Source organism: Variovorax sp. PDC80 (assembly GCF_900115375.1).
In the GTDB taxonomy this organism is placed as follows: Bacteria; Pseudomonadota; Gammaproteobacteria; order Burkholderiales; family Burkholderiaceae_C; genus Variovorax.
The window spans coordinates 379,767-395,403 of sequence record NZ_FOWG01000003.1; the positions used below are offsets into that span (position 1 = coordinate 379,767).

14 protein-coding genes are annotated in these 15,637 nt (G+C 68.9%); 6 read left to right on the plus strand and 8 right to left on the minus strand.

Going from position 1 to position 15,637, the window contains the following annotated elements:
• Nucleotides 1–14 precede the first annotated feature (14 nt).
• From BM109_RS11640 to BM109_RS11655, 4 genes are read left to right on the plus strand one after another with little or no spacing between them, the layout of a single operon-like run.
• Entirely contained in the window at nt 15–1,052 is a 1,038-nt protein-coding gene (locus BM109_RS11640) for a branched-chain amino acid ABC transporter permease (RefSeq protein ID WP_093342949.1), read from the plus strand.
• Between the two features lie 14 nt (nt 1,053–1,066).
• Nucleotides 1,067–2,257, plus strand: coding sequence for an ABC transporter substrate-binding protein (locus BM109_RS11645; protein ID WP_093342950.1), 1,191 nt, complete (start codon nt 1,067–1,069; stop codon nt 2,255–2,257).
• 13 nt (nt 2,258–2,270) lie between these two features.
• A complete protein-coding gene (locus BM109_RS11650) occupies nt 2,271–3,089 on the plus strand; it encodes an ABC transporter ATP-binding protein (RefSeq protein WP_093342951.1) in 819 nt (272 codons plus the stop codon).
• Entirely contained in the window at nt 3,086–4,900 is a 1,815-nt protein-coding gene (locus BM109_RS11655) for an AMP-dependent synthetase/ligase (RefSeq protein WP_093342953.1), read from the plus strand. Before BM109_RS11650 ends, BM109_RS11655 begins: the two co-directional genes overlap by 4 nt.
• A 77-nt stretch (nt 4,901–4,977) precedes the next feature.
• Here the strand turns inward: BM109_RS11655 and BM109_RS11660 are convergent, their stop codons facing one another.
• Both BM109_RS11660 and clpB read right to left on the minus strand, forming a co-directional pair.
• Nucleotides 4,978–5,307, minus strand: a complete 330-nt coding sequence (locus BM109_RS11660) for a hypothetical protein (protein WP_256222512.1) — start codon at nt 5,305–5,307, stop codon at nt 4,978–4,980.
• A 9-nt stretch (nt 5,308–5,316) separates the two neighbouring features.
• A complete protein-coding gene (clpB, locus tag BM109_RS11665) occupies nt 5,317–7,956 on the minus strand; it encodes an ATP-dependent chaperone ClpB (RefSeq protein ID WP_093342956.1) in 2,640 nt (879 codons plus the stop codon).
• A gap of 142 nt (nt 7,957–8,098) precedes the next feature.
• Here clpB and BM109_RS11670 point away from each other — a divergent pair, with 142 nt between their 5' ends.
• The gene (locus tag BM109_RS11670; RefSeq protein ID WP_093343468.1) at nt 8,099–9,094 is read left to right on the plus strand and encodes a Bug family tripartite tricarboxylate transporter substrate binding protein; all 996 of its coding nucleotides are present in this window, start codon (nt 8,099–8,101) and stop codon (nt 9,092–9,094) included.
• A 6-nt stretch (nt 9,095–9,100) separates the two neighbouring features.
• Here the strand turns inward: BM109_RS11670 and BM109_RS11675 are convergent, their stop codons facing one another.
• Complete coding sequence (locus tag BM109_RS11675; protein ID WP_093342958.1) at nt 9,101–9,580, minus strand: molybdenum cofactor biosynthesis protein MoaE; 480 nt, start codon at nt 9,578–9,580, stop codon at nt 9,101–9,103.
• 263 nt (nt 9,581–9,843) lie between these two features.
• On the opposite strand from BM109_RS11675, the gene BM109_RS11680 reads away from it, so the two are divergent.
• The gene (locus BM109_RS11680; protein ID WP_256222513.1) at nt 9,844–10,746 is read left to right on the plus strand and encodes a 4-hydroxy-tetrahydrodipicolinate synthase family protein; all 903 of its coding nucleotides are present in this window, start codon (nt 9,844–9,846) and stop codon (nt 10,744–10,746) included.
• On the opposite strand, the gene BM109_RS11685 is transcribed toward BM109_RS11680, so the two are convergent.
• The 5 genes from BM109_RS11685 to BM109_RS11705 form a co-directional block, all read right to left on the minus strand.
• Nucleotides 10,733–10,984, minus strand: coding sequence for a MoaD/ThiS family protein (locus BM109_RS11685; RefSeq protein WP_057595854.1), 252 nt, complete (start codon nt 10,982–10,984; stop codon nt 10,733–10,735). The two genes, BM109_RS11680 and BM109_RS11685, sit on opposite strands and share 14 nt — an antisense overlap.
• A gap of 5 nt (nt 10,985–10,989) precedes the next feature.
• Nucleotides 10,990–12,288, minus strand: a complete 1,299-nt coding sequence (gene glp / locus BM109_RS11690) for a molybdopterin molybdotransferase MoeA (protein WP_093342959.1) — start codon at nt 12,286–12,288, stop codon at nt 10,990–10,992.
• A complete protein-coding gene (mobB, locus tag BM109_RS11695) occupies nt 12,281–12,820 on the minus strand; it encodes a molybdopterin-guanine dinucleotide biosynthesis protein B (protein WP_093342961.1) in 540 nt (179 codons plus the stop codon). Before mobB ends, glp begins: the two co-directional genes overlap by 8 nt.
• Before the next feature lie 82 nt (nt 12,821–12,902).
• Complete coding sequence (thrC, locus tag BM109_RS11700; protein ID WP_093342962.1) at nt 12,903–14,318, minus strand: threonine synthase; 1,416 nt, start codon at nt 14,316–14,318, stop codon at nt 12,903–12,905.
• Nucleotides 14,315–15,637 (minus strand): homoserine dehydrogenase, encoded by a 1,323-nt coding sequence (locus BM109_RS11705; protein WP_057595858.1) that lies wholly within the window; start codon nt 15,635–15,637, stop codon nt 14,315–14,317. Before BM109_RS11705 ends, thrC begins: the two co-directional genes overlap by 4 nt.

The following is a 15,637-nucleotide window of genomic DNA, read 5'->3' on the forward strand; positions in this document are numbered from 1 at the left end:
AGACAGGCACGCAGATGCGCATAGGCACCCTCAAGCAAAGCTACATCGCAGACGCCGCGCTGTTCGACTCCCGCACCCAGAAGACCTGGCTGTGGGTCGGCGCCGCCCTGCTCGTGCTGTTCCCCTTCATGGCCAGCGACTACTGGCTCTACCTCGCCTGCCTCGTCGCCATCAACGTCGCGAGCGCCACCGGCCTCAACATCCTCACCGGCTACACCGGCCTCGTGAGCATGGGCCAGGCCGCGTTCATGGGCCTCGGTGCCTACACCGTCGCCATCCTGCAGATTCGCTTCGGCACACCCTTCCTGTTCAACCTCTTCGCGGGCGGCGTCGTGGCCATGGTGGGTGGTCTCGTCGTCGGCATTCCCTCGCTGCGGGTCAAGGGTTTGTACCTCGCCATCGCCACCATCGCGGCCTCGTTCATCACCCACTTCCTGTTCGCCAACCTCAAGCTCACTGGGGGCACCACCGGCCTGTCGCTGCCGCCCGCGCAGCTCTTCGGCGTCGCACTCGACACCTCGTTCCGTTTGTACTGGCTGATCCTGCCGATCACCGTGCTGATGCTGCTGGGCGCCGCCAACCTGTTTCGCACCCGCGTGGGCCGCGCCTTCATCGCCATCCGCGATCGCGACATCTCGGCCGAAGTGTTGGGCATTCCGCTGCTGCGCTACAAGCTGCTCTCGTTCGGCCTCTCGTCGTTCTATGCCGGCGTGGCCGGCGGCCTCTGGGCCTACTTCTTCCGCGTCGTCACGCCCGAGAGCTTTCCGCTGTTGATGTCGATCTTCTTCCTCGCCGCCATCATCGTCGGCGGCATGGGCTCGATCCTCGGCGGCATCCTCGGCGCCGTGTTCATGACCATGGTGCCCGAGCTGCTCAAGCTGGTGTTCGACCTGCTGCCGGGCGGCCACGAGATGACCGTCTTCCTGTCGCCGGTGCGCACGGTCGTCTTCGGCCTGCTGATCGTCGGCTTCCTGGTGTTCGAGCCGCACGGGCTCGCCGAAGTGTGGCGGCGCATTCGCCGTTTCTTTCATCTGTGGCCTTTCAAGAACTGACAAGGAGACGAAGCATGGCATCCGACAAGAAGACCCCCGTCCTGCGCCGCCGCGAACTCATCGTGGCCGCCGGCGCCGCGCTCGCAGCGCCGCTCAGCGTGCATGCCCAGGCGGGCGAGGACATCGTCATCGGCGGCTCGATCCCGATGACCGGCGTGTTCGCCTTCGCGGGCATCGGCATCAATGCCGGCATCGCCGACTACGTGAAGATCGTCAACGACGCCGGCGGCATCAAGGGCCGCAAGTTGCGCTACGTGCCCGAGGACACCGGCTACAAGGTCGACGTCTCGGTCGCCACCTACAAGAAGATCACCAGCCAGAACAAGGTCAACCTCTACTACGGCGATTCGACCGGCTTCTCGAAGACCATCAACCCCGAGCTCGACCGCAGCGGCCAGATCCTCATGGCCGGCGCCTCGTTCGCCACCGAGCTCAACGACCCGGCCAAGTACCCGAACCAGTTCCTGGTCGGCCCCGACTACACCGAGATGATCGGCATCCTGCTGCGCCACATCGCCAAGGAGAAGCCCGGCGCGAAGGTGGCCTTCGTCTATTCCGACTCCGAGTTCGGCCGCGACCCCATCGAGTCGAGCGAGGCGGCCGCCAAGAAGCTGGGCCTCACGGTGCCCGTCAAGATCATGACGCCCGCGGGCAGCGTCGACGTCTCGACCGAGGTCATCAAGCTGCGCCGCGCCGCGCCCGACTACACCATCTTCCACGGCTACGTGCTCGCGCCCATTCCCGAGTTCGTGCAGCAGGGCAAGCAGATGGGCATGACCACCAAGTGGATGGGCACCTTCTGGACCATGGACAGCTCCACCGTCATGAAGATGGGCGAGGCCGGTGACGGTTTCATGGGCGTCATGCCCTACCGCTACTACTACGACACCTCGGCCAAGGCGCCGATGCTCGAGAAGATTCGCGCCCTGCGCCCCGAGTACCAGAGCACCGCCTACACCCAGGGTTTCCTCACCGCCATGCTGTTCACCGAGGCCGCCAAGCGCACCCTCGATGCCGGCAAGCCGCTGGACGGCAAGAACCTCAAGGCCGCGCTCAACAGCATCAAGGACTTCGACACCGGCGGCCTGATCGGCGTGCCGATCACCATCAAGGGCAACTCCATTCCCGTGGGCCGCGTCTACCGCGCCGACATGAAGGCGCAGAAGATGGTGGCGGCATCCGACTGGATCTCGCTCGACAAGTGAGCGGACGGCGGCGATGAACACCGGCGGCGGCAGCCCCATCCTCGAGGTCAACAACATCGAGGTGGTCTACAACAAGGTCGTGCAGGTGCTGCGCGGCCTGTCGCTGGCCGTGCCGCGCGGGCAGATCGTGGCGCTGCTGGGCAGCAACGGCGCCGGCAAGTCGACCACGCTCAAGGCCATCTCGGGCCTGCTGCCGCTCGAGGACGGCGTGCTCGAGGCCGGGCGCATCGCCTTCGACGGCCAGCCCACCGAGCGGCTCGCGCCGCAGCAGCTGGTGCGGCGCGGCCTCGCGCACGTGATGGAGGGACGGCGCGTGTTCGAGGACCTGACGGTCGAGGAGAACCTCGTGGCCGCCACCTACGCACGCGCCGGCCGCGGCGCGCAGGCACGCGACTTCGACGCCGTCTATGCCTACTTCCCGCGGCTGCACGAGCGGCGCCGCGGCCTCGCGGGCTACCTCTCGGGCGGCGAGCAGCAGATGCTCGCGATCGGCCGCGCGCTGGTGGCCGAGCCCCAGCTGATCCTGCTCGACGAGCCCTCGCTCGGCCTCTCGCCCAAGCTGGTGGAGGAGATCTTCGGGATCATCGCGCGCATCAACGCCGAGCGCGGCGTGTCGATGCTGCTGGTGGAGCAGAACGCCAGCCTCGCGCTGGCCGTGGCCGACAGCGGCTACATCATGGAGAACGGAAAGATCGTGATCGACGGCAGCGCCGAGCGGCTCGCGGCCGACCCCGACGTGCGCGAGTTCTACCTGGGCGTCGGCGGTGCCGGCGAATCGAGGAGCTTTCGCGAGTTGAAGCACTACAAGCGGCGCAAGCGCTGGTTGTCATGACGCATCCCCTCCCCGAACGAAGCCTGCCGCAGATGCTGCGCGAGCAGGCGCGCGCGCAGGGTGCGCGCATCGCGATCCGCCAGAAGGACTTCGGCATCTGGCATCCGCTGAGCTGGGCCGACTACCACCGGCGCGCGGTCCACGTCGGCCTGGGCTTCGCGGCGCTGGGCCTGGCGCGCGGCGGCCATGTGGGCGTGATCTCGGAAAACCGCGTCGAATGGGTGCTGGCGCAGATGGGCGCGGGCCTGATCGGCGCCGTGACCGTGGGCGTCTATCCCACCAGCCCGACCAACGAGGTGGCCTACGTGGTCGGCCATGCCGACATCGAGATCGTGGTCTGCGAGGACCAGGAACAGGCCGACAAGGTGCTCGAGGCCATCGACGCGCTGCCGCGGCTGCGCCGCATCGTCGTGATCGAGATCAAGGGCCTCGCGAGCTACGGGCCCGAAGCGCGCGAACGCCTCCTGAGCTTCGCCGAGCTCGAAGCGGCCGGCGCCGCGCTGCAGGCGCGCGAGGGCGATGCGCGCATCGACGCCGCGCTGGCCACGCAGTCGCTCGACGACATCGGCCTCATGATCTACACCTCGGGCTCCACCGGCGCGCCCAAGGGCGCGATGATCTCGTGGCGCAACATCCGCGGCGTGGTGCCGGGCATCGTCGAGCGGCTGCAACTCGATGCGCGCACCACCCACCTGTCGTACCTGCCGCTGTGCCACGTGGCCGAGCAGATGCTGACCAGCTTCGTGCCGCTGTACCTGGGCTCGCAGGTCAACTTCGGCGAATCGATACGCACCGTGCAGGAGGACCTGCGCGAGGTCGCGCCCACCATGTTCCTCGGCGTGCCGCGCATCTGGGAGAAGCTGCACGCCTCCATCAGCATCAAGATGCAGGACACCGGCCGGCTGCGCCGCTCGCTCTACCGCCGCGCGCTGGCCACCTGCGCGCCGCTGGCCGAGAAGCCGCGCGCGCAGTGGAGCCTGGGCGAACGGCTGCGCTTCGGCCTCGCCTACTGGAGCGTGCTGCGCGCGCTGCAGAACTTCATCGGCCTGCGCAACGCGCGCGTGGCGCTGACCGGCGCCGCGCCGATCCCGCCCGACGTGGTGCGCTTCTTCCGCACGCTGGGCGTGCCGCTGGTCGAGGTCTACGGCCTCACCGAATCGACCGGCATGGTCAGCGGCCACCGGCTCGACCAGGTGAAGGTGGGCACCGTGGGGCCGGCCACCGAGGGCGTGGAGCACCGCGTGGGCGACCAGGGCGAGCTGCAGATCCGCGGCGAGATGGTGTTCCGCGGCTACTACAAGAACCCCGAGGCCACGGCCGCCTCGATCCGCGACGGCTGGCTGCACACCGGCGACGTGGTGGCCGAGGAAGGCGGCCAGCTGCGCATCGTCGACCGGCTCAAGGACATCATGATCACCGCGGGCGGCAAGAATCTCACGCCCTCGGAGATCGAGAACACGATGAAGGCCAGCCCCTACGTCAAGGAATGCATCGTGATCGCCGAGGGGCGCAAGTTCGTCTCGGCACTGGTGCAGATCGACTACGAGACCGTGGGCAAATGGGCCGAGGCACAGCGCCTGGCTTTCACGCACTTCCGTTCGCTGGTCGAGCTGCCGCGCGTGCGCGAGCTGATCGACGCCGAGCTGCAGCGCGGCAATGCGCGCCTCGCGCAGGTGGCCCAGGTGCGGCGCTTCCACCTGCTAACCAAGGAACTCGACCACGACGATGGCGAGGTCACCGCGACCATGAAAGTGCGGCGCTCGAGCATCTACAAGACCTATGCGGGGGAGATCGAGGCGCTGTACGCCTGAGGGTCGCCAGAAAAGAAAAGGCCGGCGCGAAGCCGGCCTTTCGTGATCTGAAAAAACTGCAGCCGTGTTGCAGCTGCTTACTCGCCGCGCGTCGCGGGCCGGGCCTGCACGTCCGTCACGTTGCCGCCGCGCTCGCGCAGCAGCGGGCTGCGCACCGACTCGCCACGCGCGCGCGCATTGGCCACATCGGCGGCCGAGGGCTCGGCCGGCTGGGCGGCGCTGCGGAAACGTTCGAAGCCCGAACGCGGGTTGAAGCGCATCACCCACGGCGTCACGGGCTTGCCCGTGAGACGGCCCCAGGCGTAGCGCACGCCCCACACCGCGGCCAGCAGCACCACGGCAACCGCCAGGCTGGCCGCGAAGACCAGGCCCAGCATCACGAGGATCACGCGAAGAATGAAGTTCATCATTCCATCTTAGGCCGAGGCTTCGGCCGCAGGTTCCCCGGTTTTTCCGGGATTTCCTGCTTTTGCGAAGCCGAACTGGCCCGGCGAGCGGATCGGGTCGGTCGTGACCTCGATCGTGTCCTTCGGCCCGAAGCTGCCGTCGAGCAGCAGCCGCGAGAGCGGATTCTCGATGCGCTGCTGGATCGCGCGCTTCAGCGGACGGGCACCGAACACCGGGTCGAAGCCGACCTTGGCGATCTCGGCCAGCGCCGCCGGCGACACCTCGAGGCCCAGGTCCATCTTCGCGAGCCGTGCCTGCAGCACCTTGAGCTGGATCGCGGCGATCGATTCGATGTTCTTCGCGTCGAGCGCATGGAACACCACCGTCTCGTCGATGCGGTTGAGGAACTCGGGGCGGAAGTAGTTCTTCAGCTCGTCCCACACCGCTTCCTTGATCTCCTCGCCCGGCTTGCCCACCATGGCCTGGATGATCGGCGAGCCGATGTTGCTGGTCATCACGATCACCGTGTTCTTGAAGTCCACGGTGCGGCCCTGGCCATCGGTCAGGCGGCCATCGTCGAGCACCTGCAGCAGCACGTTGAACACGTCCGGGTGCGCCTTCTCGACCTCGTCGAGCAGCACCACGCTGTAGGGCTTGCGGCGCACGGCTTCCGTCAGGTAGCCGCCCTCCTCGTAGCCCACGTAGCCGGGCGGCGCGCCGATCAGGCGGGCCACCGAGTGCTTCTCCATGAACTCGCTCATGTCGATGCGGATCAGGTGGTCTTCGCTGTCGAACAGGAAGCCCGCGAGCGCCTTGCAGAGTTCGGTCTTGCCCACGCCTGTGGGGCCGAGGAACAGGAACGAGCCCGTGGGGCGGTTCGGATCGGACAGACCCGAGCGCGAGCGGCGGATCGCGTTCGCGACCGCGCCGATGGCCTCGTCCTGGCCCACCACGCGCTCATGCAGCTTGTCCTCCATCACGAGCAGCTTGTCGCGCTCGCCCTGCATCAGCTTGGCGACCGGGATGCCGGTGGCGCGCGCCACGACCTCGGCGATCTCTTCCGCGCCGACCTGGGTGCGCAGCAGCGTGTGCGCGCTCGACTTGCCCTTGCTGGCCTCGCTGGCCTCGGCCTCCTTCAGGCGCTTCTCGAGCGCCGGCAGCTGGCCGTACTGCAGCTCGGCGACCTTGTTGAAGTCGCCCTTGCGCTTCCATTCCTCGATCTGGAACTTGATCTTGTCGATGTCCTCGCGCACGTGCGCGCTGCCCTGGGCCTGGGCCTTCTCGGCCTGCCAGATCTCGTCGTAGTCGGCGATCTCCTTCTGCAGCTTGGCGATCTCGTCCTCGATCAGGCCGAAGCGCTTCTGCGAGGCCTCGTCCTTCTCGCGGCGCACGGCCTCGCGCTCGATCTGCAGCTGGATCAGGCGGCGGTCGAGGCGGTCCATCACCTCGGGCTTGGAGTCCATCTCGATCTTGATCTTGGCCGCGGCCTCGTCGATCAGGTCGATGGCCTTGTCGGGCAGGAAGCGGTCGGTGACGTAGCGGTCGGAGAGCTCGGCCGCGGCCACGATGGCCGGGTCGGTGATCTGCACGCCGTGGTGCACCTCGTACTTCTCCTGCAGCCCGCGCAGGATGGCGATGGTGGCCTCGACGCTGGGCTCGCCCACGATGATCTTCTGGAAGCGGCGCTCGAGCGCGGCGTCCTTCTCGATGTACTTGCGGTATTCGTCGAGCGTGGTGGCGCCCACGCAGTGCAGCTCGCCGCGGGCGAGCGCTGGCTTGAGCATGTTGCCCGCGTCCATCGCGCCCTCGGCCTTGCCGGCGCCGACCATGGTGTGGAGCTCGTCGATGAAGACGATGGTCTGGCCCTCGTCCTTCGCGAGTTCGTTGAGCACGGTCTTCAGCCGTTCCTCGAACTCGCCGCGGAATTTGGCGCCCGCGAGCAGCGAGGCCATGTCGAGCGACAGCACGCGCTTGCCCTTGAGCGAATCGGGCACCTCGCCCGCGACGATGCGCTGCGCGAGGCCTTCGACGATGGCGGTCTTGCCCACGCCGGGTTCGCCGATCAGCACGGGGTTGTTCTTGGTGCGGCGCTGCAGCACCTGGATCGCGCGGCGGATCTCCTCGTCGCGGCCGATGACCGGATCGAGCTTGCCCAGGCGCGCGCGCTCGGTGAGGTCGAGCGTGTATTTCTTGAGCGCCTCGCGCTGGCCTTCGGCATCGGCGCTGTTCACGCCCTGGCCGCCGCGCACCGCGTCGATCGCGGACTCGAGCGACTTGCGCGAGAGGCCGTTCTCCTTGGCGATCCGGCCGACGTCGCTCTTGCTGTCGGCCACGGCCAGCAGGAAGAGTTCGCCCGCGATGAACTGGTCGTTGCGCTTGAGGGCTTCCTTCTCGGTCGCCTGCAGCAGCTTGCCGAGCTCGGGGCCGACCTGCACGATGTCGTGGCCCTGCACCTGGGGCAGCTTCTTGATGGCCGCCTCGGCGGCCTGGGCGAGGCCGGGCACGTTGACCCCGGCGCGCTCGAGCAGCGCGCGCGGGCCGTCGTCCTGGCGCAGCATCGCGGCCAGCAGGTGGGCCGGCTCGATGTAGGCGTTGTCGTTGCCGAGCGCGAGCGACTGCGCGTCGCCCAGCGCTTCCTGGAACTTGGTGGTGAGTTTGTCTTGTCGCATGGTGGTATTCCTGCATCCAAAATAGGGCTGTTCGGGCACGATTCAAGGTTGCGGGCCGGGCCCGCGTGGCGGGCACGGCTATTGCACGATGCCCGCACCCTTCCGCCCGTAGGCATTTCTCTCTTCTCGAATGGAGTCGATCATGGTTTTTTCAATGCAGCGCGTCCAACCGGTGCGCCGCGCGCTCGGCGTGGGCCTCCTCGCGGCGGCCCTGGGCATGGCCGGGCTGGCACAGGCCCAGAGCGGCACGCCGATCCGCATCCTGGTCGGCTTCCCGGCCGGCGCCGGCACCGACGCGATCGCGCGCACGCTGGGCGAGAAGCTCAAGGACGAGCTCGGCGCGCCGGTGGTGGTCGAGAACCGCGCGGGCGCGGGCGGGCAGATCGCCGCGCAGGTGCTGAAGTCCTCGCCGGCCGATGGCCACACGCTGTTCCTCACGCACGACCACACGATCTCGATCCTGCCGCAGGTGGTCAAGAACCCGGGCTTCAATCCCGCCACCGACTTCGTGCCCGTGGCCGGCTTCGCGACCTTCGCCAACGTGCTCGCGGTGTCGGGCGGCACGCCGGCCAAGAGCATCGACGAGTACGTCAAGTGGGTGCGCACGCAGAAGGGCGGCAAGGAGACCATCGGCATCCCGGCGCCGGCCTCGATCCCCGAGTTCCTCGTGAAGATGATCTCGGACAAGTACAAGATCGACGTGCAGCCCGCGCCCTACCGCGGCAGCGCGCCGATGACGGCCGACATGCTGGGCAACCAGATCACGGCCGGCATCGCCTCGGTGCCCGACTTCATCGAGAACCACAAGGCCGGCAAGCTGCGCATCGTGGCTTCGATCGGCGCCAAGCGCCAGGCGCTGCTGCCCAACGTGCCGACCTTCACCGAGCTGGGCTTCGCGAACCTCGAGGACCTGCCCTACTACGGCATCTTCGCGCCCGTAGGCACGCCGCAGCCGATCATCGACAAGTACGGCGAGGCGCTGCAGAAGGTGCTGGCCATGCCCGACGTGAAGCAGAAGCTCACCACGCTGGGCCTGACGGTCGGCTACGAGCCGCAGGGCCAGTTCGCGGGCCGCGTGCGCAGCTACACGCAGACCTGGGAGCGGATCATCCAGTCGAGCGGCTTCAAGCCGCTGTGAGGGCGTTCAGGCGTTCGACGCGCTGATGCCCCAGCGCGCGAGCGCCGCGTCGTCCGCGACGCGCGCGTCGACCCAGCGGGCGCCCTCGGGCGTCTGCTCCTTCTTCCAGAACGGCGCCTGGGTCTTGAGGTAGTCCATCAGGAACTCGCAGGCCTGGAAGCTCTCGCCGCGATGCGCCGAGGCCACCGCCACCATCATGATCTGCGCGAGCGGCTGCAGCAGGCCCACGCGGTGGATCACGCGCACGCCGAGGATGTCGAAGCGCTTGTGTGCTTCGTCGATCATGGCCTCGATCGATTTCTCGGTCATGCCGGGATAGTGCTCGAGCTCCATCGACGCGACATCGGCGCCGTCGTTGCGATCGCGCACGGTGCCGATGAAGCTGCAGACGGCGCCGATGCGCGCGTCGCTCGCGCGCAGGGCGGCGACTTCGGCGCCGAGATCGAAATCGGCCGTCTGGATGGTGACGCGTTGCGGAAATGCCATGTGCAAATTGTGGCACCGCGGCGCTCGCGGCTAAACTCCAGCCCCATGTTCGCCCTGACCGCACGTTCGCCCGCACCTTCGACCGAAGGCACGAACGGCGCACGCCTGGGCGGCAAAGCCAAAAAACCAAAGCTCGTCTGACCGGAGCTTCGGTTCCGTCGTCGGATGAGCGACGGAACCGGCACAGGCACTGGCCCCGCATGGGTTGCGCGCGCATCGGACGATGGTTCCTTCCATCGGTCGATCGTCGAAAGGACGCCCGCGTGCCCGCCAACCATCCCTCCTCCGCCACCGCCGCTCCCGATTTCTCGGGCCTGTGGATTCCCCTCGTGACCCCGTTTCGCGACGGCGCGCTCGACCATGCGGCGCTGGCCGCGCTCACGCGCCGCCTGGCCGCCGACGGCGTGGCCGGCTTCGTGGTCTGCGGCTCCACCGGCGAGGCCGCGGCGCTCGACGAGACCGAGCAGCTCGCGGCGCTCGACACGGTGGCCGAGGCCGCGGGCGGCCTGCCGCTGATCATGGGTCTCTCGGGCTACCACCTGGGCAAGACCACGGCCTGGGTGCGCCGGCTCGCGCAGCGCCCGCTCGCGGGCCTGCTGGTGCCGGCGCCGCACTACATCCGGCCCTCGCAGGCCGGCCTGCTCGAGTGGTTCGGCGCCATCGCCGAGGCCAGCGCCGCGCCGCTGCTGATCTACGACATCCCCTACCGCACCGGCGCCACGATCGCGCGCGACACGCTGCTGGCGCTGGCCGCCAACCCGCGCATCCGCGGCATCAAGGACTGCGGCGGCGACGCGGGCAAGACCCGCGCCGTGATCGCCGATGGCCGGCTGCAGGTGCTCGCGGGCGAGGACGGCCAGATCTTCGGCACCGTGGCCGAGGGCGGCGTGGGCGCGATCGCGGCCAGCGGCCACGTGCAGACGGCGCGCTTCGTGCGGCTGATCGCGCTGCTGCGCGAGGGCCGGCTGGCCGAGGCGCGCGCGCTGTGGCAGCCGCTGCAGCCGCTGGTCGAGGGCCTGTTCACGGAAGCCAATCCGGGCCCGCTGAAGGCCCTGCTGGCGCACCAGGGCGCGTTGCGCGACGAGCTGCGCTCGCCGATGACGCGCGCCTCGGACGCGCTGCGCGAGCGCCTGGTGGCGCTGGACGCGGCCCTCAGCCGCCCGTGACGGGCGGGAAGAACGCGACCTCGCAGCCTTCGTGCGGGGCTGCGGCCTCGTCGCTCATGGTGTGGTCGAGCGCCATGCGCAGCGCGCGGCCGCGCGCGAGCACCGTGGCGTAGGCGCCGCCGCGCGCGATCAGCTCGTCGCGCAGCGCGGCCAGCGTGGGCGCCGCGGTGTCGATGGTTTCGTCGCTCTTGCCGAGCGCTTCGCGCACCGAGGCGAAATAACGGAGATGGACCTTCATGCGCGTCAGGACAGCAGGGCTGCGAGGGGAATGAATTCGACCGGATCGCCGGCCCGGATGGTCTGGCCCGAGGGGTTGTCGACCAGTCCGTCGCCCCAGACCATCGAGGTCAGCACGCCCGAGCTCTGGTTGCCGAACAGGTCGAGCCCGCCCTGGGCATTGCGGCGCGCGCGCAGGAACTCGCGGCGCTTGTCGGCGCGCGGCCAGTCGAAGTCGGCGCGCATGCGCACCGGCTCGGGCGTGAAGCGGCTGGCGCCCTGCAGGGTCAGCAGGAAGGGCCGCACCAGCATCAGGAAGGTCAGAAAGCTCGACACCGGGTTGCCGGGCAGCCCGGTGACATGGCAGTGGCCCTGCGCGTCTCCCCGGCCCGAGCGCGGGATCGAGCCGTAGGCGAAGGGCTTGCCGGGCTTCATCGAGAGCGACCAGAGCTCGATCTCGCCGAGCGCCTGCAGCGCGGCGCGGATGTGGTCCTCCTCGCCGACCGACACGCCGCCGGTGGTGATGATCAGGTCGTTGTGGTCGGCCGCCTCGCGCAGCGCCTCGATGGTGGCCTCGCGCCGGTCGGGCACGATGCCGAGGTCGTGGACCTCGCAGCCCAGCCGGTGCAGCAGCGCGCGCATGAAGAAGCGGTTGGAGTTGTAGATCGCACCGGGCTTCATCGCCTCGGGCGGGACCTCGCCGGGCATCACGAGCTCGTCGCCGGTGGACAGCAGCGCCACGCGCGGCTTGCGCGCGACCGGCAGCCGGTCGAAGCCGATGCTGGCCGCCAACCCCAGCGCGGCGGGCGTGAGACGCTCGCCCTTGCGCAGCACCACGTCGCCGGCCGCCACGTCCTCGCCGGCGCGGCGGATCCACTGGCCGGCCGCGGGCACGATCTCGATGCGCACGCTGCCCAGGCCGCCCTCCTCGGCGACGGCGGCGGTGTCTTCCTGCATCACGACCGCATCGGCGCCCTCGGGAATCTGCGCGCCGGTGAAGATTCGTGCCGCGGTGCCGGGCAGCAGCGGCGTGCCGACCGTGCCCGCGGGAATGCGCTGCGCCACCTTCAGCAGCGCGCCGGGCGCGGCGCAATCGGCCACGCGCAGCGCGTAGCCGTCCATCGCGCTGTTGTCGCGCGGCGGCACGGTGAGGCCGGCCACGAGGTCCGCGGCCAGCACGCGGCCGTCGGCATCGAAGGTGCTGACCAGCTCGGACGGCAGTGCCGGCCGGGCCTTGGCGAGCAGTTGGGCGATCGCGTCGTCGAGCGGCAGCAGCGGCGGCCGGCGCGAGGAGGCGGCGAAGGGAACAGCGGGAGAGTCAGCCATGGTGCTCGGGGTTGTAGTCGAAGCGCTCGCCGCTGTCGATCAGCCAGCGCGCGATGGCCTCGGCGTCGTCGAGGTCGAACACCGGCCGCTCGGTGGGCACCGGCAGCGCGGCATTGGCGGCGATCGCGACGACGAAGGGATCTTCGGGATAGAGCGAGGGCCGCGGATCCTCGCCCTCGTCGGACGGGCGCCAGACCTCGATCTTGAGCAGGTCGCTGTGGCGGAAGCCCTCGACCAGCACCCAGTCTGCGCCACTGTAGAGCTCGGCGATCAGTTGGTGCACGTCGAGATCGACCGGGGTCTCGAACTCGCGCATCAGCGCCAGCCGCCGGTCGGAGGCGACCACCACCTCGAAGGCACCGGCCTCGCGGTGGCGCCAGGTGTCCTTGCCCGGATGGTCGATGTCGAACTTGTGGTGCGCGTGCTTGACCACCGACACGCGCAGTCCGGCGCGCTTGAGCACGGGAATCAGCCGCTCGACCAGCGTGGTCTTGCCGGCGCCCGAGTAACCGGCGAAGCCGACCACTTTCATCCGATGTCTCCGATGCTATTCAGGGGATAGCTTTGAATGCCAATCGGGGGCGGCCGCCCGGCCACCCCTTGGTGTCGATCGCTCAGTCGCAGTGTTCCGCGATGTAGGCCTTCACCGCTTCGGCATCGGCCGGCAGCTTGACCACGCGCTTGGGCAGCGCCTCGATGCCCTCGAACTTCGCGGGCCGCGCGGGCTCCTCGCCCAGGGCCTCGACCAGCGTGGCAGCGAACTTGATCGGCAGCGCGGTCTCGAGCACCACCATCGGCACGCCCGGCGCCAGGTGCGCGCGCGCGGCCTTGAGGCCGTCGGCGGTGTGCGGGTCGACCAGGGTGGCGAAGCGCTTCTCGGTGTCGCGGATGGTCGCGAGGCGGTCGGCGTGCGTGCTGCGGCCGCTGCGGAAGCCGAAGCGCGACGCGGCCTGCGCGAAGGCGGGATCGGCGCTCAGGTCGAAGAAGCCCTGGCGGTTCAGGTCGTCGACGAACAGGCTGCGCAGCTTGCCGCTGTCGCGGCCGACCAGGTCGAACACGAAGCGCTCGAAGTTGCTGGCCTTGCTGATGTCCATCGACGGGCTCGAGGTCTCGTGCGTGTCGGCCGCGCCGCGCACGCGGTAGACGCCGGTGCGGAAGAACTCATCGAGCACGTCGTTCTCGTTGGTGGCGGCCACCATCGTGTGGATCGGCAGGCCCATCATGCGCGCCACGTGGCCGGCGCAGATGTTGCCGAAGTTGCCCGAGGGCACGGTGAAGCTCACCGGCTGTTCGTCATTCGCCGTGGCCTGGAAGTAGCCGGCGAAGTAGTAGACCACCTGCGCCAGCAGCCGCGCCCAGTTGATCGAGTTGACGGTGCCGATGCGGTACTTGCGCTTGAAGGCCAGGTCGTTCGAGACCGCCTTCACGATGTCCTGGCAGTCGTCGAACACGCCCGTGATGGCGATGTTGTGGATGTTCTCGTCCTGCAGGCTGAACATCTGTGCCTGCTGGAACGGGCTCATGCGGCCGTCGGGCGAGGTCATGAAGACGCGCACGCCCTTCTTGCCGCGCATCGCGTACTCGGCCGCGCTGCCGGTGTCGCCGCTGGTGGCGCCCAGGATGTTGAGCTCGGCGCCGCGGCGGGCCAGCTCGTACTCGAACAGGTTGCCCAGCAGCTGCATCGCCATGTCCTTGAAGGCCAGCGTGGGGCCGTTGGACAGGGCTTCGAGGTAGACGCCGTCCTCGAGCTCGCGCAGCGGCACGATCTCGTCACTGCCGAAGACCTCGGCGGTGTAGGTCTTCGCGCAGAGCGCCTTCAGGTCGGCCGGCGGGATGTCGTCGATGTAGAGCGACAGGATCTCGAAGGCCAACTCGGCATAGGACAGCGAACGCCACTTCGCGAGCGTGGCGGCATCGACCTGCGGATAGCGCTCGGGCAGGTAAAGGCCGCCGTCGGGCGCGAGGCCCTCGAGCAAGATTTCGCAGAAGCGTTTGCGGTCGGGATGGCCGCGGGTGCTCAGGTAGTTCACTTCAACTCTTCCTTTCGGATGCGCACGATGGGCTCGAGCACCGTCGGCAGCGCCTGCAGCTCGGCCATGACTTCGTCGACCGTGCCTTCGCGCGCGTCGTGCGTGAGGATGATCAGGTCGGTCTGGGTCGAGCCCTCGCCGCCGACCTCGTCGGCTTCGCGCTGCAGCACGGCGTCGATGCTGATGCCGGCGGTCGCGAGCAGGCCCGTGACCTTGGCCAGCACGCCGGCCTGGTCGGCCACGCGCAGGCGCAGGTAGTAGCTGGTGACCACCTCGGCCATCGGCAGCACCTGCAGGTCGCTCAGCGCATCGGGATGGAAGGCCAGGTGCGGCACGCGGTGCGCGGCATCGGCCGTGTGCAGGCGCGTGATGTCGACCAGGTCGGCGATCACCGCGCTGGCGGTGGGCTCGCTGCCCGCGCCCTTGCCGTAGTAGAGCGTGGTGCCGACGGCGTCGCCATGCACCACCACGGCGTTCATCGCGCCCTCGACGTTGGCCAGCAGGCGCTTGCTCGGCACCAGCGAGGGATGCACGCGCAGCTCGATACCCTTGGCAGTGCGCTTGGTGACGCCCAGCAGCTTGATGCGGTAGCCGAGCTGCTCGGCGTACTTGATGTCCTGCGCGGCCAGCTTGGTGATGCCCTCGATGTGGGCCTTGTCGAACTGCACCGGGATGCCGAAGGCCAGCGCGCTCATCAGCGTGACCTTGTGGCCAGCGTCGACGCCCTCGATGTCGAAGGTGGGATCGGCTTCGGCATAGCCCAGGCGCTGCGCTTCCTTGAGCACGGTCGCGAAGTCCAGGCCCTTGTCGCGCATCTCCGAGAGGATGAAGTTGGTGGTGCCGTTGATGATGCCGGCCAGCCACTGGATGCTGTTGGCCGTGAGGCCTTCGCGCAGCGCCTTGATGATCGGGATGCCGCCGGCCACCGCGGCCTCGAAGGCCACCATCACGCCCTTGGCATGCGCGGCCGCGAAGATCTCGGTGCCGTGCACCGCGAGCAGCGCCTTGTTGGCCGTGACCACGTGCTTGCCGGCCGCGATGGCCTCGAGCACCAGCTGCTTGGCGATGCCGTAGCCGCCGATCAGCTCGATCACGATGTCGATGTCGGGATTGGCGATGACCTCGCGCGCGTCGCCGACCACCTTGACGCCGTCGCCGGCCACTTCGCGGGCGCGCGCGGTGTCGAGGTCGGCCACCATGGTGATCTCGATGCCGCGGCCGGCGCGGCGCTTGATTTCCTCCTGGTTGCGCTGGAGCACCTTGAAGGTGCCGCTGCCGACCGTGCCTGCACCGAGCAGGCCTACTTGGATGGGTTTCAT

Coding starts and splice junctions, on each gene's coding strand:
- BM109_RS11685 (WP_057595854.1), bottom strand. CDS start 10,984: ATGAAGGTCCATCTCCGTTATTTCGCCTCGGTGCGCGAAGCGCTCGGC.
- BM109_RS11705 (WP_057595858.1), bottom strand. CDS start 15,637: ATGAAACCCATCCAAGTAGGCCTGCTCGGTGCAGGCACGGTCGGCAGC.
- BM109_RS11640 (WP_093342949.1), top strand. CDS start 15: ATGCGCATAGGCACCCTCAAGCAAAGCTACATCGCAGACGCCGCGCTG.
- BM109_RS11645 (WP_093342950.1), top strand. CDS start 1,067: ATGGCATCCGACAAGAAGACCCCCGTCCTGCGCCGCCGCGAACTCATC.
- glp (WP_093342959.1), bottom strand. CDS start 12,288: ATGGCTGACTCTCCCGCTGTTCCCTTCGCCGCCTCCTCGCGCCGGCCG.
- BM109_RS11675 (WP_093342958.1), bottom strand. CDS start 9,580: ATGGCATTTCCGCAACGCGTCACCATCCAGACGGCCGATTTCGATCTC.
- clpB (WP_093342956.1), bottom strand. CDS start 7,956: ATGCGACAAGACAAACTCACCACCAAGTTCCAGGAAGCGCTGGGCGAC.
- BM109_RS11655 (WP_093342953.1), top strand. CDS start 3,086: ATGACGCATCCCCTCCCCGAACGAAGCCTGCCGCAGATGCTGCGCGAG.
- mobB (WP_093342961.1), bottom strand. CDS start 12,820: ATGAAAGTGGTCGGCTTCGCCGGTTACTCGGGCGCCGGCAAGACCACG.
- BM109_RS11650 (WP_093342951.1), top strand. CDS start 2,271: ATGAACACCGGCGGCGGCAGCCCCATCCTCGAGGTCAACAACATCGAG.
- BM109_RS11660 (WP_256222512.1), bottom strand. CDS start 5,307: ATGAACTTCATTCTTCGCGTGATCCTCGTGATGCTGGGCCTGGTCTTC.
- BM109_RS11670 (WP_093343468.1), top strand. CDS start 8,099: ATGGTTTTTTCAATGCAGCGCGTCCAACCGGTGCGCCGCGCGCTCGGC.